This is a genomic window from Streptomyces sp. NPDC047982, from assembly GCF_043204165.1.
Classification (GTDB): Bacteria; Actinomycetota; Actinomycetes; order Streptomycetales; family Streptomycetaceae; genus Streptomyces.
In genome coordinates, this window is sequence record NZ_JBIDBS010000002.1 from 302,829 (window position 1) to 325,508 (window position 22,680).

The following is a 22,680-nucleotide window of genomic DNA, read 5'->3' on the forward strand; positions in this document are numbered from 1 at the left end:
TCCCTTCAGCGGTCCGGCGGCGGTCCCGGAACTTCCGGCACCGGGACCCGGGAGCCGGGAGCCAGGCACCACCCGGGCCCGGAGCTTCCGAGGCGGCGCCCCTGTGCGGGGCCGCCGCCTCGTTCCGCGCCGGCTGTGCGCGGCCCCTTCCGGCTGCGCGTCTGCACGTCTGCGTGCCCGTGGGACCTGTGCCCGCGTGCTGCGTGGCTGTTCCTGCGGGGGCGGCGAAATGGTTGTGCGATTCTGTGCCATTTCTTTGTTCGATACGCAGGGTTTGTTCGATTACAAAGGCGTGGACCGGTAACGGAGCAGGCTGCTGCAACCGATGCGGGAACGGGGCGATAGGGCCGCAAGGGCCATGGTGTCGCGGCGAGCGGACACCCGTAACGGACCGGGGATACGGTCCGTGGATCCCCACCCACGGACCGCACCCCGGCTTACCCTGTCGGGTGCGGAGCCGCACCGTCGCCGACCGCCGCCGAACGAGCAAAACCCCCCACGGCCTTCACTCGCTCTTCCGGTGGCTCCGGATACGCACCCGACGCCGTACAGCTTTCCGGTGGCGACGAGTGGAGGCGAGACGTTTCACCTCTGGCCGAAACCCCGTGGTGACGTGCTGTTACGGGTCACCTACCCTTGAGTGGGGGTAATTGCACGTGCAACAGGTGGGGGCCCGGTGCTGCGTATCCACATGTCCGGAGTGGACCTGTCCAAGGTGCGGATGGCCACTCGGCCGGACGCGCTGTGGGAAACCACTTTGAGTTTCCATCGGCTGCGTGACCGGCGCGGTTCGACGGTGTTCGGGGAATGGCGTGCGGAAACCCGGCCGCGGTTGAGTAATGAAGTACGCCTGCTGGCCGCCGTGATTCCACCGCGCGGTTATTTCCCGGACTTCCTGACACCTTCTCAGGAAAGCGGAGATCCGTACACCATCGACGCCGGATTAGAGGCGCTGCGCGACACCCCGCCCGGCCGGATACGCGCCGAACTGGCCCAGTTGGACGCCGGACGCCGTGTGCCGGGTCGTGTCCCGGACGGGCGGGTCGAGCCGCTCGGCCGGATCGCCGACGCCCTGCGCGCCTACCATCGTGCCGCGATCGAACCGTACTGGCCGCACATCCGGTCCAGCATCGAGGCCGACCGCGCCGTCCGTGGCCGTGCCCTCCTGGACGGCGGGACCAAGGAACTGCTCGCCTCCCTCCCGCCCATGATCCGCTGGCGACCGCCCGTGCTGGAGGCCGACTATCCCTTCGACCGCGACATCCATCTGAACGACAGGGGGCTGCTGCTCCAGCCGTCCTATTTCTGCCGGGTCACCCCGGTCGTCTACCGGGACCAGCGGCTCCCGCCCGTCCTCGTCTACCCGGTCACCCACTCCCGCGCCCCGGTCTTCGCCGAACCGGGGCCCTGGCTCGGCCGACTCCTCGGAAACACCCGCTCGACCGTGCTGCGAGCCATCGGCAACGGCTGCACGACGAGCGAACTCGCCCTCCGGGCCGGCATATCGCTCGCCTCCGCGAGCCAGCACGCCTGTGTGCTGCGCGAGGCCGGTCTGATCCACACACTGCGACACGGCAGCTCGGTCCTGCACACACTGACCCCGTTGGGCGGATCGCTGCTCCGGGGCGGCGCGCCCCTCGCCATGTCCTGACCGTCGCCCGTCTGCCCGCACGCCGCGCCCACGCTCCGGTGGCTGTGCCCGCCGCGCGCGGAGGCTCGGGGAGGATCGCCTCACGGAGCCTCGCGACAAGGGCAGCTCACCGAGCCTCGCGGAAGAGAAGTTTTTTCGCGGACACCGATGAGTTCCGCGCGGCCGTGCGGTCTTCCTGTCGTAAAGCGTTCGAACATCAGATGGAGTGAAACGAACATGTCTCAGATGATCTTCGTGAACCTTCCGGTCAAGAACCTCGAAACGGCCAAGGCGTTCTTCGGCGAGCTCGGCTACTCGTGCAACCCGCAGTTCAGCGACGAGAACGCTGCCTGCCTCGTTATCAGCGACTCGATTTTCGTCATGCTCCTCACGGAGTCCCGGTTCCAGGACTTCACCAAGAAGGACATCGCCGACGCCTCCCGGACCACCGAGGTGATCCTGGCGCTGAGCGCGGAGAGCCGTGAGAAGGTCGACGAGATGGCCGATACCGCCCTCGCCTCCGGGGGATCGCCCGCCAACGAACCGATGGACTTCGGCCACATGTACGGCCGCTCCTTCCAGGACCCCGACGGGCACATCTGGGAGGTCATGTGGATGGACCCGGCCGCCGTCGCGGCGCAGCAGGGCTGAGTCCGGGCCGCCCAGCCCTGGCCCTGGGAGCCGGCGGGGCGGGGCGGGCGGCGGACGGGCGGGCCGAGGCGCCCTGCCGGGGAGCCCGGCGGGCCGGGAAAACTCAGATCCTGCTCAGCTTTTCCGGGAACCGGCCCGAGCGGTTGGACGGGGGCATGATCGTGTCCTTAGGGTCGCGATCATGGCCGACATAGCACTCACCACCCTGGTCGTTCTCTGTCTCGCCGCGGCTGCCGCGGGCTGGATCGACGCGGTGGTCGGCGGTGGCGGACTGCTCCTGCTGCCGGCTCTGCTGCTGGGTCTTCCGCATGTCCCCGCCGCGCAGGTCCTCGGCACCAACAAGGCGGTCGCCATCGTCGGTACGACAGGTGCCGCCGCGACGTACCTGCGCAAGGCGCCGGTCAGGCTCTGGACGGCCGTGCGGATCGGGATCGCGGCCCTGGCCGGATCGATGGCCGGCGCGTTCTTCGCCGCCGGCATCAGCAGCGATGTGCTGCGTCCCGTGATCATGGTGGTGCTCCTGGCGGTCGCGGCGTTCGTGATGCTGCGGCCGTCGTTCGGAAGGGCGGCGGACGACGACGGTGCGCGGCGGGAGGTCACCCGCGCCCGTACCGTCACCGCGATCCTGCTGGTCGGCGGCGGCATCGGCTTCTACGACGGGCTGTTCGGCCCCGGCACCGGAACGTTTCTGGTGCTGGCCCTGACCGCGGTGCTCCACCTCGACCTGGTGACGGCGTCCGCCAACGCCAAGATCGTCAATGTCTGCACCAACGGCGGGGCGCTGGCGATGTTCGCGTACCAGGGCAACGTCATGTGGCGACTGGGCGCGCTGATGGCGGTGTTCAACCTGGTGGGCGGCCTCGTCGGGGCGCGGATGGCGCTCAGCAGGGGCAGTGGCTTCGTCCGCGCCGTGCTGCTGGTCGTCGTGTTCTCGTTGGTCGCGAAGCTGGCGTTCGACCAGTGGGTGGCGTGAGCGGCCGGTCGCGAGCGGGCCGGTCGTGAGCGTTCTCAGCGCACCTCGGTGAGATGCGCGTACGCCACCACATTGCCCTGATAGCCGGTCTTCTCCGAGAACCCGCCACCACAGGTGATCAGTCGGAGCGAGGCATAGGGCGAGTTGCCGTACACCCGTTCGTCGGGGAAGTCGTCGCTGTCGTAGACCTCGATCGCGTCGAGCGCGAAGACGGCGGTGCGCCCGTCCCGGCGGACCACTTCCACCGTGCTGCCCCTCTGCAGGGCGCCCAGGTCGTAGAAGACCGACCGCCCCTGCGCGTTGTCGACGTGACCGGCGACGATCGCGCTGCCCTTGGAGCCCGGGGGAGTGCCGCCCCCGTACCAGCCCACGACGTTGCGGTCCTCGGCCGGTGGCACGTCGAGACTTCGGTCGGCGCCGAGCCCGAGCCGCATCATCGGGGCGTCGACGCGGATGCTCGGGATCCGGATGCGCACGGGGGCCGAGGGCTTCAGCGGTTCCGCGACGGGCGATCCGGGCAGCGGCGCCGGGCCACCTGCGAACGCCTGCGCGGTGGTCGGCTGGGGCGGGATCAGTTGGGTGTCGGCGCCATGGCACATCAGCCAGACACCTGCCAGCGCCGCGATGGCCGGCAGCCAGCCCTTGCCCTTCTGGGACACGGTCGTCCTCCGGGTGACGGATCGTAGACGGAACGACGGATCGAAGACGGAACGACGCAACGGGGACGAACGACGGAACGGGGACGGGGGAGGGGCGGGGGCCGGGGAAGGGGGAGGGGCAGGGGGTACGGAGAGGGGCCGGCACGGATACGGGGCGAGCACGGACCTACGTGACGGGCGCGGACACGGGTACGGTCCCGCCCCGGTGGCGCGCGACCACCGGGACGGGAGCGAGGCGGGTACGGAGACGTGAATCCGTCTCCGTCAGCCGGCTTCCTGCGTGCCGCTCGCCCGACGACGCAGGAGCCAGGCTCCGCCGGCGGCGGCTCCGGCGAGGACGCCGGCTCCCGCCGCGATCTGGGTGGTGTCGGAACGGACACTGCCGCCGACACCAGTTTTGACGTGCCCGCGCGGAGCGTCGGACCCCGACGAGTCACCGTGTCCGGATCCGTCGTCGCGCCCGGAGGTCCTGTCGCTCCCCGACCCGTTGTCGCGTCCGGACGATTCCTCGTGGCGGGACGAGCCGCCGTCCTCGCTCGAGTTGTGGTTGCCGCGATCATTCGAACCCTCGTTGTTCCTGGCGGTCCCGAGTCCGGAGACGGCGTTGAGCCCGCCGACGGAGTCGACCAGCGAGGGGATGTTGAGGCCGCCGGAGGGGGCGTCGCGCCCGGCCCCCGCCGATCCGTCCCCCTCGCCCTGTTCCTGGGGGACGCCCTGTTCCAGGAGGGCGCTGCTCTCCAGGAGGGGGCCGCCTTCCTGAAGGACGCCGCTTTCCCGGGGGATGTCGGGGACGGGCGCTGTGGCCACCGCGCCGGTCCGTGCCGTGCTGGTGACACCCGCGTACGCGGGCTGCCCTGCGGTGAAGAGGGCGAGCGCGGCTATGGAGAACGCGGCGATGGCGGCAGCGGTCACTGGGCGAGCAGGACGCATGGGGGTTCCTCCGGCGATGAGCGCGAGCGGCTGTCCCGCGAGTGGCCGAGCAGTCGGGCGGCTGAGCAGCTGTTTCGCGAGCAGCTGTGTTCTGACTCCGAGCTAACGGGCGGTGTGCTTCCCATGCCTGCTGACACCAAGTCAGGTCCCACCCGAACGGCGCGGCGTGGCCCTCTTGCCAAACCGGATTCGCGCAGGTCGTGGCGGTGGTCGAGCGAACCGGCGGTCGTTTTGCGGAAATGGGTGCCGAATGGGTGACGCCGCCGCCAGGAAAGTGGCGTACGTCACACGCATGACCTCCCCGGTGCCGGGCACATGTCAGTCACCCCCCACGGGACGGCGCATACGACCGCCCCCCGCCCCGCCGGTCCACCGGGCTCAGCCCTCCGGACAGGCGGGGCGGTTCCGTGTCCGGAGTGCGTCGAGGTGTATCGAGGCGGCCCTCGCCGTGGTCTTCGTCGCGATCCGGCTGAACCAGCACGCCGGGGCCGCGTTGCCTCTTCGTCGCCGGGGGAGAACTCGCCCGGCGACGAAGGGCTGTCCCGCCTCATCAGCCGCTGCTTCCGGGCACTGTCGCTTTCCGACGTCGCCGCTTCCGGGCACCGTCGCTTTCCGGCCCGCCGCTTCCGGTCGTCGCCTCTGCTCGCGCACTGCCCGGGAGCGGCGGTGCCCCGGGGGCGGGGGCGATGGAGGTGTCAGACGGTGTCCCAGGGGGCGGCGTCGTACACCTGCCCGATCCGCTTCATCAGCTCCTCGTCCACCGTGAACTCGATGTCGTCGATGCGCCGGACCGGTGCGATGCCCTGCGAGTTGGTGAGGAACGCGGACCGGAAGGCGCCCAGCCCGTCCAGCGTCACCGGACGCCGTACGGACTCCAGCCCCGCGCCGGGCAGTTCCCGTTCGAGCAGGACCATGGTGATGCCGAGCAGGGCCGGGGCGTCGGGCCAGACGACCGAGGTCCCGTCCCAGAAGCCGACGTTGTGGACCGCCCCCTCCGTCACCGTGCCGTCCGGCGTGGTCAGCAGAGCCTCGTCGCAACCGGAGCGTGCGGCGAGCCTCACGTAGTACGTCTGGCCGAACTCGCCGGGCCGCTTGATGTGTGGCACGGTCCGGGCGTACGGAACGGACATCAGGCGGTACGGTGCCGTCGGCTTCCGGGCCGGTCCGCGCACCGTGACCATGACGGTCGTCTCCTCGCCGTCCGGCGGCAGGAAGCCGTGCACCCGGACCGATGCGTCCCGTACCCGGGCGCCGTCCAGCGCGTGCCGGATCAGCCCGCGGATCCGGTCTCCCTCCAGCGGGCGCTCGAACAGCTCCCGGTTGGCGGAGTCCAGCCGGGCCAGATGCAGGGGGAGGCCGCGTACCTTCCCGTCCCTGACCTGCATGGCCGTGAAGTGCCCGTAGCCGAGGAAGGCCGGAATCCGCAGATCCGCCTCGGTTGCCGGGTGCCCGTCGAACTCGGCGTAGGGGAAGGGAGCGGGAGTGGACGTCGTCATACGTCCACCGTATGCGGCGGGGGCGGACGGAGGCCCGCGACGAGTGGCGGGCCAAGCCCGCCGGATTCGTCTCGCACGGCGGGGTCTTCGGCGGGCTGCGCGCCGTCGAGCACCTGCGGCAGGTCTTCACGCACCTGCACGCCGTCGGCGCCCGCGAGACGGTGTCGTTCGCCTGCGCGGGCGCCCGGTTCGACGACGAGGCCGGGCACCGGGACTCCGTCGGCCGCGACGCGGCGGCCAAGGCTCTGCTCGATCAGCCGGTCCGGTGGGGACGCGCCTGCGCGACGCCAAGACTGTGCGTGCGTACGGGACCTGACGCCCGGAATCGCGCCGAGCGTCACCGGTGCCCGCCCGGGCACTGGTCCCGGTGCACTCGTCCGCCGCGCGTCCCGTCACGGTCCCGACCGTTCCACGGGCGCACCGTCCACAGAGGTACCGCTGTACCGCAACGTCCCCCGCCGTCCACAGACGTGCGGTCCACGGGTGCGCGTTCCGCCTGTCGCCCTGCCTGCATCGGCCTGCCTGCATCGCCCCGTCTGCGTCGGCCTGTCGGTCGCCCCGTCTGCGTCGCCCTGTGCCGGTCGACCTACTGGTCGTCCGCGGCCAGCGCCCGCGCCACGCCGGGCTCCCGCCGGCCCAGGAAGCGCGGGTGCGGCTTGAACGTGGCTTCCAGCACCGCCTTCCCCGCCGCGAACACCTCTCGCGTCCCGCCGTAGTACCAGGTCGCGTCGTGCACGGCGTCGACGCCGACCCCGTACGCGTCGATGCCGGCGCTCCGGCACAGCGCGATCGCCCGGCGGATGTGGAACCCCTGGGTCACCAGCACCGCGCGGTCGACCCCGAAGATCTTCCTGGCCCGCACGCACGAGTCCCAGGTGTCGAAACCGGCGAAGTCGCTCACGATCCGCCCGTCCGGCACTCCGTGCGCGCGCAGGTACGTGCGCATGGCGTCCGGCTCGTCGTACTCCTCCCGGCTGTTGTCGCCGGTCACGAGCACGACCTTCACCTTCCCGGCCCGGTACAGATCGATGGCGGCGTCCAGCCGGTGCGCCAGGTACGGCGTCGGTCCGCCCTGCCAGAGCCCCGCCCCGAACACCACGGCGACCTGCCGCGCGGGCACGTCCGCGGTGGTTCTCACCCGGTCGTCGGCGACGGTGTACGTCCAGGCCGCGGGCGCCAGCGCCGCCGCACACGTGAGCATCACCGTCTGGACGAGACGCCGCTGCCCCCGCCGGGTGCGCGGCCACGGACGGCTGAGCCGCACGGACCGCAGGCGCCCGAGCCACCGCGCCGGCCGTCCCGGTCGTCGTTCCCGCATCGGTGTCTCCTCAAGTCCGCGCCCCGTCGCTGATGTCTCACATGATCGGACGACAGAAGGGGGAGAAAGGGTTCGCCACTATCCGATTCGATCGACTTCGTCACCGTTTCCGAACCCGTCGCCCCGGCCGTCTACTGTCGGACGCATGGACGGCATGGACGGCATGGACGGTACGAACCGTACGAACGGCACGGACAGCGTGGGCGGCGTGGACGACATGGACCGTACGGACAGGACGGACAGCACGGACGGTCCGGACCCTGACGACGGCCCGGACCGCACGGGCGCCGCAGCGGACCGTGCGGAGGTCGAGGACCGTACGGACCGCGAGGCCGACGCGGACTGCCCGGACTGCCCGGACGGCCCGTGGGAGTCGCCGGGCACGGGTGCGGGCGTGCCCGGCCGGGGCCCGACCCCCTACCGCCCTGCCGACGCCGAGCGCTGGGACGCCGAGCCGGACAAACGGCCCGGCCGCACCGCTTTCCAGCGCGACCGCGCCCGCGTACTGCACTCCGCCGCGCTGCGCAGGCTCGCCGGGAAGACCCAGGTCGTCACCCCCGGCACCCGCAGCCGGGCCTGGGACGCCAGCCCCCGTACCCGGCTCACGCACTCCCTGGAATGCGCCCAGGTCGGCCGCGAGCTCGGGGCGGCCCTCGGCTGCGACCCCGACCTGGTCGAGACGGCCTGTCTCGCCCACGATCTCGGCCATCCGCCGTTCGGCCACAACGGCGAGCAGGCGCTCAACGACTTCGCCTCCGACTGCGGCGGCTTCGAGGGCAACGCCCAGTCGCTGCGCCTGCTCACCAGGCTGGAACCGAAGCGGTTCGTGCCCGACACCCGGACCGGGGCGCTGGTCAGCGTCGGGCTCAACCTGACCCGAGCCTCCCTGGACGCCGCCACCAAGTACCCGTGGCCGCGCGGTGGACGGTCCGGCGACCCGTACACGCCGAAGTTCGGGGTGTACACGGACGACCTGCCGGTGTTCGAGTGGATCCGCCGCGACGCCCCGGCGAACCGCACGTGCTTCGAGGCCCAGGTCATGGACTGGTCCGACGACGTCGCGTACTCGGTGCACGACTTCGAGGACGGGCTGCACGCCGGGCACATCGACCCCAACTGCCTGTACGCCGAGCCCGAGCGGGACGAGATCTGGGCGGTCGCCATCGGCCGCTATGTCCCGGCGGACACCGCTCCCGACGAACTGGGCGAAGCCCTGGACCGGCTCATCGCCCAGGACTGGTGGCCGCACGGATACGACGGATCGGCCGTCGCCCAGGCCCGGCTGAAGGACGCGACGAGCCAGCTGATCGGCCGGTTCTGTCTGGCCGCCGAGAACGCCACCCGGCGGGCGTACGGCACGGGCCGGCTCGGCCGGTACACGGCCGCACTCGTCGTCCCCCGCGAGGCGCGCAACGAGTGCGCCGTGCTCAAGGCGGTCGCGGACCGTTACGTCATGCAGCGCGCCGAGCAGGAGGCGATCCGTGCCGACCAGCGGGTCGTCATCGCCGAACTGGCCGCCGCCCTCACCGCCCGCGCGCCCGAGGGGCTGGAGCCGCAGTTCCGGGCGCTGTTCGACGCCGCCCCCGACGACCGCGCCCGTAAACGGGTCCTCGTCGACCAGATCGCCGCCCTGACCGATGTCTCGGCGCGCTCCCTGCACGAGGCGCTCACCGCACCGGGCCGCTGACCGGCCCCGCCCCCGCACCCCGTCCGTGTCCGCCGCCCGAGCCTCCGTTCCCGCCGGACCGGGACCCGACCCAGGGACCCGACCCAGGGACCCGACCCCGGGACCCGCTCTCGGCGCCCGGCAAGGCGGCACGCCCCCGAGCACACCTCAAGCACATCCCGGCCCCGTCCCAGGCACCCCGTCGCGAACCTGGTACGACTCGGGCATGACCTGATCGGGGTACACCGCCTTTCGCCCTCACGCCGCGTGCGGGAGGCTCGCAGTCGGGCCCCTTGCAGCGAGCATCGAGGAGGCAACAAGTGGTCGACGCACATCAGACCTTCGTCATCGTCGGCGGAGGACTGGCAGGAGCGAAGGCGGCCGAGACGCTCCGGGCGGAGGGTTTCAGCGGCCGGGTGATCCTTCTCGGCGACGAACGCGACCATCCGTACGAACGGCCTCCGCTGTCCAAGGGCTATCTGTCCGGCAAGGAGGCGCGGGACAGCGTCTTCGTCCACGAGCCTGCCTGGTACGCGGGTGCCGAGATCGAGCTCCACCTGGGCCAGCCCGTCACCGCCCTCGACCGGGTGGACCGCTCCGTACGGCTCGGCGACGGCACCGTCGTGCACTACGACAAGCTGCTGCTCGCCACCGGGGCCGAGCCGCGCCGCCTGCCCGTCCCGGGCACGGACCTGGCCGGTGTCCACCACCTGCGCCGCCTCGCCCACGCCGACCGGCTGCGCAAGGTGCTGACCTCCCTCGGCCGCGACAACGGCCATCTGGTGATCGCCGGGGCCGGCTGGATCGGCCTGGAGGTCGCGGCGGTGGCGCGCGGCTACGGGGCCGAGGTCACCGTCATCGAGCCGGAACCGACCCCGCTGCACCATGTGGTCGGCCCCGAGCTCGGGCAGATCTTCACCGAACTGCACCAGGACCATGGCGTGCGTTTCCGCTTCGGTGTGCATCTCACCGAGATCGTCGGCCAGGACGGTGTCGTCCTCGCCGTGCGCACCGACGACGGCGAGGAACACCCCGCCCACGACGTGCTCGCCGCGATCGGCGCCGCCCCGCGCACCGCGCTCGCCGAGACCGCCGGGCTCGCCATGGCCGCGCGCAAGGACGGCGGCGGCATCGCCGTCGACGCCTCGCTGCGCACCAGCGACCCGCACATCTACGCGGCCGGGGACGTGGCCAACGCGGCCCACCCGCTGCTCGGCGCCCGGCTGCGCGTGGAGCACTGGGCGAACGCGCTGAACAGCGGTCCGGCCGCGGCCCGGGCCATGCTCGGCCAGGAGGTGAGCTACGACCGGGTGCCGTACTTCTTCTCCGACCAGTACGACCTCGGCCTCGAGTACTCGGGGTGGGCGCCGCCGGGCAGCTACGACCAGGTGGTCATCCGGGGCGACGCGGGCAAGCGCGAGTTCATCGCCTTCTGGCTGAAGGACCAGCGGGTACTGGCCGGGATGAACGTCAACGTGTGGGACGTGACCGAGAGCGTGCAGGAGCTGGTCCGGTCCGGCCGGCAGACCGACCCGGACGCGCTGGCCGATCCGTCGGTACCGCTGACCTCTCTGAGCTGAGGCGATCCGGGGTCTTTGGCCGGGTACCCCGGATCACAGCGGCGGGCGGCAGAACTGTCGTACCCCGCCCGTAGAATTCACCCGTGGCAGGCAGGATCAATGACGAGGACGTGAAGGCGGTACGGGACGCGGTCCCGATCGACGCCGTCGTTTCCGAGTATCTCCAGCTGCGCAACGCGGGCGGCGGCAACCTCAAGGGTCTCTGCCCGTTCCACGACGAGAAGTCCCCCTCCTTCCAGGTCAGCCCGAGCAAGGGCCTGTTCCACTGCTTCGGCTGCCAGGAGGGCGGCGACACGATCGCCTTCGTGATGAAGATCGACCATCTCTCGTTCTCCGAGACGGTCGAGCGGCTCGCCGCCAAGGCGGGCATCACCCTGCGCTACGAGGAGGGCGGGTACAACCCCTCCCACCAGCGCGGTGAGCGCATCCGGCTGGTCGAGGCGCACAAGGCGGCCGCCGATTTCTACCGCGAGCGGCTGAACGGCCCCGAGGCCGAGATCGGCCGGAAATTCCTCGCCGAGCGCGGCTTCGACCAGGACGCCGCCGTCCACTTCGGCATCGGATACAGCCCGGCGGGCTGGGACCACCTCACCCGCTATCTGCGCGGCAAGGGCTTCAGCGACAGGGAGCTGATCGCCTCCGGCCTCTCCCAGGACGGCAGGCGCGGCCCCATCGACCGCTTCCGCGGCCGGCTCATGTGGCCGATCAGCGACACCTCCGGCGACGTCGTCGGCTTCGGTGCCCGCAAGCTGCGCGACGACGACAACGGACCGAAGTACCTCAACACCCCCGAGACCGCGATCTACAAGAAGTCCCAGGTGCTCTACGGCATCGACCTGGCGAAGAAGGAGATCGCGAAGACCAGCCGGGCCGTCGTCGTCGAGGGCTACACCGACGTCATGGCCTGCCATCTCGCCGGGATCACCACCGCCATCGCCACCTGTGGCACGGCCTTCGGCGGGGACCACATCAAGATCCTGCGCCGTCTGCTGATGGACAACGGCAGCGCCCGGGTGATCTTCACCTTCGACGGCGACGCCGCCGGACAGAAGGCCGCGCTGCGCGCCTTCGAGGACGACCAGAAGTTCGCCGCCGAGACGTACATCGCAATCGCGCCGGACAACATGGACCCCTGCGACCTGCGCCTGGTCAAGGGCGACGAGGCCGTCCGCGACCTGGTCGAACCACGTACCCCGCTCTTCGAGTTCGCGCTGCGCCAGATCGTGGGGCGCTACGACCTGGAGACCCCGGCCGGGCGCGGGGCCGCGCTCGACGAGGCGGCGCCCGTCGTCGCCCGGATCAAGAACAGCTCCTCGCAGCACGAGGTCGCTGTGCAACTGGCCGGCATGCTCGGCATCCTGGACACCCAGTTCGTGGTCAAGCGGGTGGCCCAGCTCGCCCGCTGGGCCCGCGAACGGGGCGACCGGCGCGGCCCCGCTCCGGCCCCCTCCCGTGGCGGCCCCGGTGGCCCCGGCGGCGCCCGGCACGAGCAGGTCCGGGCACCCTCCTCCTCGGGACCTGCCCTCCATCTGCGCAGCCCCGCCCACCGCACCGAACGCGAACTGCTGAAGCTCGCCCTCCAGAAGCCCGTCCTCGTCTCACCGGCCTTCGACGCCTATGGGGTCGACGAGTTCACCGCCCCGCCGTACGCCGCGGTCCGCCAGTGCATCGCGGACGCGGGCGGTGCCGAGACGGGCCTCCCGGAGACCCGCGACTACCTGGCCCGGGTGCTGGACGCGGCCCCCGACGACACGGTGCGCAACCTCGTGACCGAGCTGGCGGTGGAGGTCTTCCACGGCAGGACCATCGACGAGACCTACGCCGGGATGCAGCTCGTCCAGGTCCGGCTGCGCGCCGTCGACCGCCGGATCGACGAGGTCCAGGGCAGTCTGGCCCGCCTCGGCAGTCATGTGGCCCCGGAGCAGCTGGCGGCCGCGCAGAACGAGGTCTGGGTCCTCCAGCAGTACGCGGAATCCCTGCGCAACAACGGAGCTGACGCGCTCTGACCCGGCGCGCGCTGACCCGGCGGGCCGACCCCGGCGCGCGCTGGCGCGTACCCGTTCGGACCTCCCCACCCGCGTAACCGACCGGTCACGGTCCGGACTCAGAAAGTCCTCGCACGCCCCTCGTGACAGCCATGTGTCTTCCCCCACACTGGGGGCGGTGCCTGAGTCATCGGAGCGCGGCCGGTCCACCTCGCGGTGGTCCCGTCCCCGCGGTCCGGCAGCGATCACCTGGAGGTCGCCCTGTGCAGACCCGGACCGTGACCACGACCGAGACCGTCTCGGCCATCCCCGCGCAGAACCGGGCCGTGCGCCATCCGGAGGCCGGGGTGGAGCCCCAGATTCCGCCCGAGGCGTCCGCCCCGCGCGAACCCCCCGGGACGGCCGTGACACCCGAGCCGTCCGGTCTGTCCGAGGTGTTCGCGCAGGAGTTGTCGCGGGTCCCCGAGGCACCGGAGCCGCGCGGCCGTCCGGAGACCACCGGGCCCTGCGCCGACCTCTTCCGCCAGTACCTGCGGGAAATCGGCCGCATCCCGCTGCTCACCGCCGCCGACGAGGTGGAGCTCGCCCGCCGGGTCGAGGCCGGGCTCTTCGCGGAGGAACGGCTCGCGAGAACCCCGGATCCGGACACCCGGCTGGCCGTCGACCTCGACCGGCTGGTGGTCATGGGACGGATGGCGAAGCGCCGCCTCATCGAGGCCAACCTCCGCCTGGTCGTCTCCGTCGCCAAACGCTACGTCGGCCGCGGGCTGACCATGCTCGACCTGGTCCAGGAGGGAAACCTCGGACTGATAAGGGCGGTCGAGAAGTTCGACTACACCCGGGGATACAAGTTCTCCACGTACGCGACCTGGTGGATCCGCCAGGCCATGTCCCGCGCCCTCGCCGACCAGGCGCGGACGATCCGGGTTCCGGTCCACGTCGTCGAACTGATCAACCGGGTCGTACGGGTCCAGCGGCGGATGTTCCAGGAACACGGTCAGGAACCGACGCCCGAGGAGGTCGCCGAAGACCTCGACCTCACCCCGGAACGAGTCGGCGAGATCCTGCGGCTCGCCCAGGAACCCGTCTCGCTGCACGCCCCCGTCGGTGAGGAGGACCTCGCCCTCGGCGACCTGATCGAGGACGGGGACGCCGCGTCCCCGGTCGAGTCCGCCGCGTTCCTGCTGCTGCGCGAGCACCTGGAAGCGGTGCTGTCCACGCTCGGGGAGCGCGAACGGAAAGTGGTCCAGCTGCGCTACGGGCTGGTCGACGGGCGGCCTCGCACGCTCGAGGAGATCGGCCGGATCTTCGGCGTGACGCGCGAGCGCATCCGCCAGATCGAGTCCAAGACCCTCGGCAAGCTGCGGGACCACACCTTCGCCGACCAGCTCCGCGGCTACCTCGACTGAGAGGGCCGGTGGAGCCGGTGGGCGGACAAGGCACGGCGGAGCCGGCCGGCGGCCCTCCCGCCGACCGGCTCCCCCACCCCTGAGCGGCACTGGTGCCGGGAGGGGCGCCAGCGCCTCTCGTTCGGATCAGGCCGGGCTCGCGGGGTCCGGCACGCACGCTCGCGGCATGGGCCAAAAGCCCACGCAGCCCTTCCCCAAGCGCTCGACTTCGCTCGAGCAGGGGAACCCCCGTCCGAGAGGTTCCGGTCGCCGTGCGTTCGCACGCACCGGACGACGCTCCTTCCGGGCAAACGGTGCGCCGGTCACGGCCAGGGCGTGTTTCCGAAGTCCCGTCCGGCCCGCCCTTCGGGCGGACGACGCCACTTTCGAAAAACGCCCTAGTCGACCTCGGCGACCGCCTGCGCGAACTGCGCCGAGTACAGCCGGGCGTACGCGCCACCGGACGCCAACAGCTCCTCGTGCGTGCCCTGTTCGACGATCGAGCCGTTCTCCATCACCAGGATGACGTCGGCGTCCCGGATGGTGGAGAGCCGGTGCGCGATCACGAAGCTGGTGCGCCCGTGCGCCAGACGCGCCATCGCCTTCTGGATCAGCACCTCGGTACGGGTGTCGACGGAGCTCGTCGCCTCGTCGAGCACCAGGATCACCGGGTCGGACAGGAACGCCCGCGCGATGGTGATCAGCTGCTTCTCGCCCGCGCTGACGCCGGAGCCCTCGTCGTCGATCACCGTGTCGTAACCGTCCGGCAGCGTACGGATGAAGCGGTCGGCGTGGGCCGCCCGGGCCGCCTCCTCGATCTCCTCCCGGGTGACCTCGCGCGAAGCGCCGTACGCGATGTTGTCCGCGATCGTGCCGCCGAACAGCCAGGTGTCCTGGAGGACCATGCCGATGCCCGCCCGCAGCTCGTCGCGCGACATCTTCGCCACGTCGATGCCGTCGAGAGTGATCCGTCCGCCCGTCACCTCGTAGAACCGCATCAGCAGATTGACGAGCGTGGTCTTGCCGGCGCCGGTGGGGCCGACGATGGCGACCGTGTGCCCCGGCTCGACGTTCAGCGACAGATCCTCGATGAGCGGCTTGTCCGGGTCGTAGCGGAACGACACCTTCTCCAGAGCGACGCTGCCCCGCAGCTCCTTCGGGCGCTCGGCCTCGCCGGACGCCGGATCGGCGCTCTGCTCCTCGGCGTCCAGCAGCTCGAAGATCCGCTCGGCCGACGCGACGCCCGACTGCACCAGGTTCGCCATCGAGGCGACCTGGGTCAGCGGCATCGAGAACTGCCGCGAGTACTGGATGAACGCCTGCACGTCACCGATCGACAGCGAACCCGAAGCGACCCGCAGACCACCGACGACGGCGATCAGCACGTAGTTCAGGTTCGACACGAACATCATCAGCGGCTGCATGATCCCGCTGTTGAACTGCGCCTTGAACCCGGCCTCGTACAGAGCCTCGTTCTGCTCGGCGAAGTCCTTCGCGGACTCCTCCTGCCGCCCGAAGACCTTCACCAGGGTGTGCCCGGTGTACATCTCCTCGATCTGGGCGTTGAGCTTGCCGGTCACCTTCCACTGCTGCACGAACTGCGGCTGCGAGCGCTTGCCGACCTTCGTCGCCACGACCACCGAGAGCGGCACCGTCACCAGCGCGACCAGCGCCAGCAGCGGCGAGATCCAGAACATCATGATCAGCACGCCGATGATGGTCAGCAGGGAGTTGATGAGCTGACCGAAGGTCTGCTGCATCGTCTGCGAGATGTTGTCGATGTCGTTCGTCGCCCGGCTGAGCACCTCGCCGCGCTTCGACCGGTCGAAGTACGACAGCGGCAGCCGGGACAGCTTCGACTGGATGTCCTCGCGCAGCCGGAACACGACCCGGTTGATGATCCGGATCGAGAGCCGGGTCGACACCAGCATCAGCAGCCCGGCCGCGACGTAGACCACCAGCGCGAGCAGCAGTACGTCGCCGACTGCACCGAAGTCGATGCCGTGACCGGGGACGAAGTCCACCCCGGAGAGCATGTCGGCCAGCCCGCTGTCGGACTCGCGCAGGCCCTCGACGGCCTGTTCCTTCGTGGTGTTCTCGGGCATCTGCCGGCCGATGACCCCGGCGAACACCAGGTCCGTCGCGCGGCCGAGGATCTTCGGCCCGACCACCGACAGGCCGACGCTCAGCACCCCCGCTGCCAGCATCGCGTACAGCGAGGACTTCTCCTTTCCGAAGCGCTTCAGCAGCCGCTTCGACGACCCCTTGAAATCCATGGACCGGTCGGTCGGTGCGCCGCCCGCCATCATGCGTCCGCCAGGCCCGGCCATTACGCGGCCTCCGCTTCCGTCAGCTGGGAGAGCACGATCTCCCGGTAGGTCTCGTTGCCGTCCATCAGTTCGTGGTGGGTGCCGCAGCCCACGACCCGGCCCTCGTCGAGCACCAGGATCCGGTCCGCGTCGCGGATGGTGGACACCCGCTGCGCCACGATCACCACGGTCGCCCCGGCCGTCTCCCGCGTCAGCGCCGCGCGCAGGGCGGCGTCGGTGGCGTAGTCGAGAGCGGAGAACGAGTCGTCGAACAGGTAGATCTCCGGCCGCCGCACCAGCGTCCTGGCGATCGCCAGCCGCTGCCGCTGCCCGCCCGAGACATTGGTGCCGCCCTGCGAGATCGGCGCCTCCAGGCCGTGCTCCAGCGCCTCGACGAACTCCTTGGCCTGCGCGACCTCCAGCGCGTGCCACAGCTCCTCGTCCGTCGCGTCCGGGTTCCCGTACCGCAGGTTGGACGCGACCGTCCCGGAGAACAGGTACGGCTTCTGCGGGACGAGACTCACGGTCCTCGCCAGCAGCTCATGGTCCAGTGTCCGCACGTCCGTGCCGTCGACCAGCACCTGGCCGTCCGTCACGTCGAACAGGCGCGGTACGAGTCCGAGCAGCGTCGACTTCCCGCTGCCCGTCGACCCGATGATCGCGGTGGTCTCGCCGGGGCGGGCCACCAGGTCCACCGACCGCAGCACCGGTTCCTCGGCGCCCGGGTAGCGGAAGTCCGCGCCCCGGATCTCCAGGTGGCCCCGGGCGTGCAGCTCACGGACCGGTGCGACGGGCGGTACCACGCTGGACTCGGTCGCCAGGACCTCCTGGATGCGCTCGGCGCACACCTCGGCGCGCGGCACCATCATGAACATGAAGGTGGCCATCATCACCGACATGACGATCTGCATGAGATAGGCGAGGAACGCGGTCAGCGCGCCGATCTCCATGCCGCCGCTGTCGATGCGGTGGGCACCGAACCACACCACGGCGATCGACGACACGTTCACGACCGTCATCACGGTCGGGAACATCAGCGCCATCAGCCGCCCGGTGGACATCGACACGTCGGTCAGCTCGTGGTTGGCGACGCCGAAGCGTTTCTTCTCGTAGTCGTCGCGGACGAAGGCACGGATGACCCGGTTGCCGGTGATCTGCTCCCGCAGCACCCGGTTCACGGTGTCGACCCGCTCCTGCATGGTGCGGAACAGCGGGCGCATCCGCTTCACGATCAGGCCCACCGCGATACCGAGGACCGGCACCACCGCGAGCAGCACCGACGACAGCGGGACGTCCTGGCCGAGCGCCAGGACGATGCCGCCGACACACATGATCGGCGCCGACACCATCAGCGTGAACGTCATCAGCACCAGCATCTGGATCTGCTGGACGTCATTGGTCGTGCGTGTGATCAGCGAGGGCGCACCGAACCGCCCGACCTCGCGCGCGGAGAACGACTGGACCCGGTCGAAGACCGCCGCCCGGACGTCCCGGCCGAGCGCGGACGCGGTGCGGGAGCCGTAGAAGACCGCGCCGATGTTGCAGGCCACCTGGATGACGCTGACGGCGATCATGATGCCGCCGAACTCCAGGATGTAGCCCGTGTCCCCCTTCACGACACCGTTGTCGATGATGTCGGCGTTCAGGGTGGGCAGGTAGAGGGTGGCGCAGGTCTGCAGGAACTGGAGCAGGACGAGCAGCAGGATGGGTTTCTTGTACGGACCGAGATGGGCCCGCAGGAGTTTTATGAGCACGCGTGTCTCTCGGAGTCGGCGGAGGTCGGGAGGCGACCCATTTTCCGGTACCCCGTGCGGGAGCCGCGAACGTTTTTATCCAAGACCGGGTAAAAAAACAGACCGAGTACATGTGGTCGGGGAGGGCCTCGGTCACCTGCACCCGGCCGTGCTGTTCTTCGCCCCCACCGCGCGCCGCGCACGGACCGGATCGAAGGGGCGCACGCGGACCGGATCGAAGGGGTGCACGCGGACCGGATCAGGGCACGGCACACAGACCCGGATCAGCCGCCGCGCGCCGTCCGGATCAGGGCGCCGGGGTGAACGCCCCCGGATGGATCTGGTCCCGCGTCGCCACGTACTGCTGGCGGACCGCCTGACCGACCGCCAGCTCCTCGCCGGGCTCCAGTATCTGCGCCGCCGCGCCCTGCCAGGCCGGGGGAGTGTGCGGATCGGCCGTCCCCTGCGAGACCCCCAGCGCCCAGGCCGCCTGCCGGGCCGCGCCCAGTGCCGCGTACTCGGCCGGCTGCGGGACGACCACCTGCGTGCCGAACAGCGCGGGCGCGATCGCCTGCACGGCGGGCAGCTCGGCCGCCGCGCCCAGCAGGAACACCCGCCGCACCTCGACGCCCCGGCCGCGCAACACGTCGAGCGCGTCGGCCAGCGAGCACAGCATCCCCTCGAACGCCGCCCGCGCCAGGTGCTCCGGCTTCATCGACTCGCGCCGCAGCCCGCACAGCGTTCCCGCCGTGTGCGGCAGGTGCGGGGTGCGCTCGCCCTCCAGGTACGGCAGGAGCACCAGCCCGGAGGCGCCCGGCGTCGACTTCAGCGCCAGCGCGGACAGGTCCTCCAGGTTCTCCGCGCCCAGCATTTCGGCGGTCCCGCGCAATGCCCGTACCGCGTTCGACGTGTACACCACCGGCAGATGCATGCCGGTCGCGTCCGCGAGACACGTGATCGTCCCGCTGGGGTCGGACAGCGCCTCGTGGTGCACCGCCATCACCGAGCCCGAGGCCCCCAGCGACACCACCGCGTCGCCGACCCCGACCCCGAGCCCGAACGCCGCCGCCATCGTCTCGCCCGTCCCCGCGGAGATCAGCAGCCCCTCGGGCGTCGTCCCGGCCGTGTCGCAGGGGCCGAGCACCTCGGGCAGCGCCACGTGATGCCCCAGCGCGAGCTCCACCAGATCGGGGCGGTACGCACCTGTGCCCGCCGACCAGTAGCCGGTACCGGACGCGGCACCCCGGTCGGTGATCCGCCGGGCCGGCCGCCCGAGCAACTGCCACACCAGCCAGTCGTGCGGCTGGAGCACCGCGGCCACCCGCTGGGCCGCCTCCGGCTCGTTGCGCGCCAGCCAGCGCAGCTTCGCCACCGGCTGCGCGGCCTGCGGGGCCGACCCGACCGCCTCGGCCCACGCCTGGCGTCCGCCCAGTCCGTCGATCAGATCGGCCGCGGCGGCCTGCGCCCGCTTGTCGTTGCCGAGCAGTGCCGGGCGCACGAGATTGCCCTGGTGGTCCAGCGGCACCAGCCCGTGCTGCTGCGCGGAGACGCCGATGGCCTGTACGCCCTCGAGCAGCCCCCCGTCGGCCGCCTCGCCCAGCGAGAGCAGCCACGCCTGCGGGTCGACCTCGGTGGCCTTCGGTTCGACGGGATGGGCGGCGTAACCCCGGCGCAGCACGGCTCCCGTGTCCGCGTCGCAGACGACGATGTGAGTGAAGGCGGAAGAGCTGTCCAAGCCGGCGACTATCCCCATGCCCAAGATTCTGCCGCACCGCCGGAGTGTTTCCGTACCGGTGGCGCGGCAGTCGCGCGGGCGGTCCGGCCGCGTGGGGGCGGGCCGTCCGCGCACGGGAGGATGCGGGCCCGGCTATGTGTTGGAGGTGCCCCAGTCGTCCTCGCCGTTCCATCCCCCGTTCCGGTCCCGCAGCGAGCGCACCCGGGCGGTCACCGAGGCGGGCACCTTCTCGCCGACCTTGTCGCTCACGGTGTGATAAGCCCGGCCCGCAAGATGGCGGCCGGTCTGCGCCGCGGACTCGGCGGTATTGCGCACGGCGGGGTTCTGGGCGAACTGGAGTGCGGACTTCTTCATCTGCTCGTAACGCTCACGCCCGGCCCGTGTCCCGATCACGTATCCGAGGGCGAGTCCGGCGATGAACGTGAGCCGGTACCGCATGGTTGCCACCCTTCCTGGCTCAGTGCGCCGCTCGGCGCGACATGTGCTGCCCGCCTACCCGCAGGCACCCGAGATCACCCCGAGCGATACCGATTGGCAAAGCACCCCCCTGCTTGCGCTAATGTATGTGTCGCAGCGAGCACGCGCCGCCCGGCAGCAGCCAGGTAGGCAGGGCCCGGTGCAGATGCAGCAATCCCCTGTAGCTCAATTGGCAGAGCAGCCGGCTGTTAACCGGCAGGTTACTGGTTCGAGTCCAGTCGGGGGAGCGCGATCCCCTGTAGCTCAATTGGCAGAGCATTCGGCTGTTAACCGGAGGGTTACTGGTTCGAGTCCAGTCGGGGGAGCTGATCGGAAGAGGACCCTACGGGGTCCTTTTCGTATGCCCGCGATGGCATGCCGCCACCACGTGTCCCGGACCGCGCGTTCATGCCCGCGTCGGTGGCTGCTCGTCCGCGTCGGCGGTCGTTCGGGCCGGCGGGCCCGGTGCCGTTCGGTCCTGGGGCCGCTGGGGCTGGTGGTTTCGCTGGTTCCGGTGATGAGGCTGGGACGCACGTGACTCTTTCGCGTGTACTTCGCCCCATCCGGAACCGGGCAGGGAGGTGGCGGAGTCTTCCAGGTCACGCGAAGCCGACCATGCGGAGCGAGAGATCGTATGACCGGCTATGCTGCGGCAGACGGCGCGCACACTTGTACGCGCCACGCCGAAGAGGGGCGGTAGCTCAGCCGGTTAGAGCAGCGGACTCATAATCCGTCGGCCGTGGGTTCGAGTCCCACCCGCCCCACCGCAAGCCGCAGGTGCAGAATCGTTCTCACCTGCGGCTTTGGCGTTTCCAGGGTCTGTTGTGCCATCAGGCGAGCCGAGCTCAAGCCTTTGGCTGGGAACCACCTGGGAACGAGAGTCCCCCGGTTGGACCTGCTCGCGCCGCCGGCGCGGCACGAGAGACGCCGCCTTCTCGGCCGCGTCGCGCCCGACTCCACCCAGCAGGTGTGAGTACAGGTCTGTGGTGATCGTCACCGTGGAGTGCCCAAGGCGCTTCGACACGATCGCCATGTCGACCCCGGCAGCGAGCATCAGCGACGCCTGCCCGTGCCGCAGGTCGTGCAGCCGCACCCGCCGCAGCCGCCGACGCTCCCCGTCGGGCAGGTGCGCGTCGTCCTCGAACCGGACGGCGTCGATTAGCCCACCGAAGAGCTTGGAGACGTGATCCGGGCGCAGGGCAACGCCGTCCTCATGGGCGAACACGAGCCCGTGGTCCCGGTACGCCGACTTCCACTTGCGGCGCTCCTCCTCCTGCCGCAGCTTGTGACTCAGGAGCGCACCGACGGTCAGCTCGTCGAGGTCGATGATCCGATCCTCGCCGCTCGCCGTCTTGGGCCGGGAGAACATCAGACCGATGTGTCCCTCTTCGCAGTACGGGCACGCCACGGGCGGCATGTCCCGCTTCTTGAGCCCGGACACCTGCACGATCTGCTGCCGCACGACGATCACCCGCCGGGCGAAGTCGACGTCTTCCCATCGGAGCCCGCACGCCTCGCCGCGGCGCAGGCCCGTTCCGGCGATCACCTCGAAGAGGGCGCCGAGGCGGTGCGTGCCGATGTGGTCGAGGAAGGCACCGAGCTCGGCCGGCTCCCACGGGATGACCTTGGGGCGCTGAGAGGTCGGCAGCTCGACGTTCTTCGCCATGTTGAAGGTGATGAGCTGCTGCTTCACCGCGGTCGTCAGGGCGCTGCGCAGCGTCGCGTGAATCCGGCGCACGGTCGCCGTCTTCCGCTTGCCATCGTTGACCTCGGCGAGCAGCTTGTCGACGTGCGAGGGCCGCAGGTCGCGCAGGCGTATGCGGCCGAGGTGCGGCACGAGGTAGTCGTCGATGTGGTGCCGGTACGAGCGGAGCGTCGTCGGGCGCCGGCCCGCCCGCTCCTTGAGCTCCATCCACTTCTTGAGCCACTGCTCGACGGTCTGCCCGTCGTCGTGGGTGTAGCTGCCCTCACTGATCCGGGCGAGGACCGTGCTCAGCTCGCGCTCGGCCTCGTCGGCCGTGGCGAACCCGCCCTTCTTGAGCTGCTGCCGCTTGCCGTCCTTCTCGATTCCGGTGTCGGCGGCGTAGTACCAGGAACCGTGGGCCTTCTTGCAGTTCTTGCGCCGGCCCTTGGCGTCGTACTGGGCGGGGCACTGGCACCGCTTGAACACG

At 70.8% G+C, this 22,680-nt stretch carries 15 protein-coding genes, 3 tRNA genes and 2 pseudogenes; 11 read left to right on the forward strand and 9 right to left on the reverse strand.

Annotation, left to right across the window (positions count from 1 at the left end; translation table 11 throughout):
* Positions 1 to 676: 676 nt before the first annotated feature.
* The 3 genes from ACGF2V_RS03195 to ACGF2V_RS03205 all read left to right on the forward strand — a co-directional run bounded on the left by ACGF2V_RS03195 (position 677) and on the right by ACGF2V_RS03205 (position 3,254).
* On the forward strand, positions 677 to 1,651 hold the full coding sequence (locus ACGF2V_RS03195; protein ID WP_362620513.1) for a helix-turn-helix domain-containing protein: 975 nt from the start codon (positions 677 to 679) through the stop codon (positions 1,649 to 1,651).
* A 216-nt stretch (positions 1,652 to 1,867) separates the two neighbouring features.
* Positions 1,868 to 2,281 carry a VOC family protein gene (locus ACGF2V_RS03200; protein WP_362620515.1) on the forward strand — a complete coding sequence of 138 codons (414 nt, stop codon included), beginning with the start codon at positions 1,868 to 1,870 and terminating at the stop codon, positions 2,279 to 2,281.
* 181 nt (positions 2,282 to 2,462) lie between these two features.
* Entirely contained in the window at positions 2,463 to 3,254 is a 792-nt protein-coding gene (locus ACGF2V_RS03205) for a TSUP family transporter (protein WP_362620517.1), read from the forward strand.
* A 35-nt stretch (positions 3,255 to 3,289) separates the two neighbouring features.
* Here ACGF2V_RS03205 and ACGF2V_RS03210 read toward each other — a convergent pair whose 3' ends face one another.
* The 3 genes from ACGF2V_RS03210 to ACGF2V_RS03220 all read right to left on the reverse strand — a co-directional run bounded on the left by ACGF2V_RS03210 (position 3,290) and on the right by ACGF2V_RS03220 (position 6,339).
* Positions 3,290 to 3,853: a class F sortase gene (locus ACGF2V_RS03210; RefSeq protein ID WP_362704489.1), complete on the reverse strand. Its 564-nt coding sequence runs from the start codon at positions 3,851 to 3,853 to the stop codon at positions 3,290 to 3,292.
* Between the two features lie 324 nt (positions 3,854 to 4,177).
* Positions 4,178 to 4,843, reverse strand: a complete 666-nt coding sequence (locus tag ACGF2V_RS03215; protein WP_362704335.1) for a hypothetical protein — start codon at positions 4,841 to 4,843, stop codon at positions 4,178 to 4,180.
* 695 nt (positions 4,844 to 5,538) lie between these two features.
* Positions 5,539 to 6,339, reverse strand: a complete 801-nt coding sequence (locus ACGF2V_RS03220; protein WP_362620521.1) for an aminotransferase class IV family protein — start codon at positions 6,337 to 6,339, stop codon at positions 5,539 to 5,541.
* Between the two features lie 11 nt (positions 6,340 to 6,350).
* On the opposite strand from ACGF2V_RS03220, the pseudogene ACGF2V_RS03225 reads away from it, so the two are divergent.
* Positions 6,351 to 6,452, forward strand: a pseudogene (locus ACGF2V_RS03225) (hypothetical protein); the annotation flags it as partial.
* 473 nt (positions 6,453 to 6,925) lie between these two features.
* On the opposite strand, the gene ACGF2V_RS03230 reads toward ACGF2V_RS03225, so the two are convergent.
* The gene (locus ACGF2V_RS03230; RefSeq protein WP_362704337.1) at positions 6,926 to 7,657 is read right to left on the reverse strand and encodes an ElyC/SanA/YdcF family protein; all 732 of its coding nucleotides are present in this window, start codon (positions 7,655 to 7,657) and stop codon (positions 6,926 to 6,928) included.
* A gap of 145 nt (positions 7,658 to 7,802) precedes the next feature.
* On the opposite strand from ACGF2V_RS03230, the gene ACGF2V_RS03235 reads away from it, so the two are divergent.
* From ACGF2V_RS03235 to ACGF2V_RS03250, 4 genes are all read left to right on the forward strand, one after another.
* Entirely contained in the window at positions 7,803 to 9,344 is a 1,542-nt protein-coding gene (locus tag ACGF2V_RS03235; protein WP_362704339.1) for a deoxyguanosinetriphosphate triphosphohydrolase, read from the forward strand.
* Positions 9,345 to 9,643: 299 nt separating this feature from the next.
* Positions 9,644 to 10,903, forward strand: a complete 1,260-nt coding sequence (locus tag ACGF2V_RS03240) for an FAD-dependent oxidoreductase (protein ID WP_362620525.1) — start codon at positions 9,644 to 9,646, stop codon at positions 10,901 to 10,903.
* Positions 10,904 to 10,986: 83 nt separating this feature from the next.
* A complete protein-coding gene (gene dnaG / locus ACGF2V_RS03245) occupies positions 10,987 to 12,909 on the forward strand; it encodes a DNA primase (RefSeq protein ID WP_362704341.1) in 1,923 nt (640 codons plus the stop codon).
* 242 nt (positions 12,910 to 13,151) lie between these two features.
* Positions 13,152 to 14,297 (forward strand): RNA polymerase sigma factor, encoded by a 1,146-nt coding sequence (locus ACGF2V_RS03250; RefSeq protein ID WP_362620529.1) that lies wholly within the window; start codon positions 13,152 to 13,154, stop codon positions 14,295 to 14,297.
* A gap of 377 nt (positions 14,298 to 14,674) precedes the next feature.
* Here ACGF2V_RS03250 and ACGF2V_RS03255 read toward each other — a convergent pair whose 3' ends face one another.
* The 4 genes from ACGF2V_RS03255 to ACGF2V_RS03270 form a co-directional block, all read right to left on the reverse strand.
* Positions 14,675 to 16,606: an ABC transporter ATP-binding protein gene (locus tag ACGF2V_RS03255; RefSeq protein WP_362704343.1), complete on the reverse strand. Its 1,932-nt coding sequence runs from the start codon at positions 16,604 to 16,606 to the stop codon at positions 14,675 to 14,677.
* Entirely contained in the window at positions 16,606 to 18,339 is a 1,734-nt protein-coding gene (locus tag ACGF2V_RS03260) for an ABC transporter ATP-binding protein (protein ID WP_362704346.1), read from the reverse strand. Before ACGF2V_RS03260 ends, ACGF2V_RS03255 begins: the two co-directional genes overlap by 1 nt.
* Before the next feature lie 286 nt (positions 18,340 to 18,625).
* The gene (locus ACGF2V_RS03265) at positions 18,626 to 20,071 is read right to left on the reverse strand and encodes an FGGY family carbohydrate kinase (protein WP_362620535.1); all 1,446 of its coding nucleotides are present in this window, start codon (positions 20,069 to 20,071) and stop codon (positions 18,626 to 18,628) included.
* Positions 20,072 to 20,185: 114 nt separating this feature from the next.
* On the reverse strand, positions 20,186 to 20,491 hold the full coding sequence (locus ACGF2V_RS03270; RefSeq protein WP_362620537.1) for a YtxH domain-containing protein: 306 nt from the start codon (positions 20,489 to 20,491) through the stop codon (positions 20,186 to 20,188).
* Positions 20,492 to 20,684: 193 nt separating this feature from the next.
* Here ACGF2V_RS03270 and ACGF2V_RS03275 point away from each other — a divergent pair.
* From ACGF2V_RS03275 to ACGF2V_RS03285, 3 genes are all read left to right on the forward strand, one after another.
* Positions 20,685 to 20,757: transfer RNA gene (locus ACGF2V_RS03275), tRNA-Asn, on the forward strand.
* A gap of 5 nt (positions 20,758 to 20,762) precedes the next feature.
* Positions 20,763 to 20,835 (forward strand) — tRNA-Asn (locus tag ACGF2V_RS03280).
* Between the two features lie 364 nt (positions 20,836 to 21,199).
* Positions 21,200 to 21,273: transfer RNA gene (locus ACGF2V_RS03285), tRNA-Ile, on the forward strand.
* A 260-nt stretch (positions 21,274 to 21,533) separates the two neighbouring features.
* Here ACGF2V_RS03285 and ACGF2V_RS03290 read toward each other — a convergent pair.
* Positions 21,534 to 22,679 (reverse strand): annotated as a pseudogene (locus ACGF2V_RS03290) (tyrosine-type recombinase/integrase); the annotation flags it as partial.
* Position 22,680 lies beyond the last annotated feature (1 nt).

Coding starts and splice junctions, on each gene's coding strand:
- ACGF2V_RS03265 (WP_362620535.1), bottom strand. CDS start 20,071: ATGGGGATAGTCGCCGGCTTGGACAGCTCTTCCGCCTTCACTCACATC.
- ACGF2V_RS03220 (WP_362620521.1), bottom strand. CDS start 6,339: ATGACGACGTCCACTCCCGCTCCCTTCCCCTACGCCGAGTTCGACGGG.
- ACGF2V_RS03255 (WP_362704343.1), bottom strand. CDS start 16,606: ATGGCCGGGCCTGGCGGACGCATGATGGCGGGCGGCGCACCGACCGAC.
- ACGF2V_RS03270 (WP_362620537.1), bottom strand. CDS start 20,491: ATGCGGTACCGGCTCACGTTCATCGCCGGACTCGCCCTCGGATACGTG.
- ACGF2V_RS03215 (WP_362704335.1), bottom strand. CDS start 4,843: ATGCGTCCTGCTCGCCCAGTGACCGCTGCCGCCATCGCCGCGTTCTCC.
- ACGF2V_RS03205 (WP_362620517.1), top strand. CDS start 2,463: ATGGCCGACATAGCACTCACCACCCTGGTCGTTCTCTGTCTCGCCGCG.
- ACGF2V_RS03230 (WP_362704337.1), bottom strand. CDS start 7,657: ATGCGGGAACGACGACCGGGACGGCCGGCGCGGTGGCTCGGGCGCCTG.
- ACGF2V_RS03200 (WP_362620515.1), top strand. CDS start 1,868: ATGTCTCAGATGATCTTCGTGAACCTTCCGGTCAAGAACCTCGAAACG.
- ACGF2V_RS03210 (WP_362704489.1), bottom strand. CDS start 3,853: ATGTGCCATGGCGCCGACACCCAACTGATCCCGCCCCAGCCGACCACC.
- ACGF2V_RS03235 (WP_362704339.1), top strand. CDS start 7,803: ATGGACGGCATGGACGGCATGGACGGTACGAACCGTACGAACGGCACG.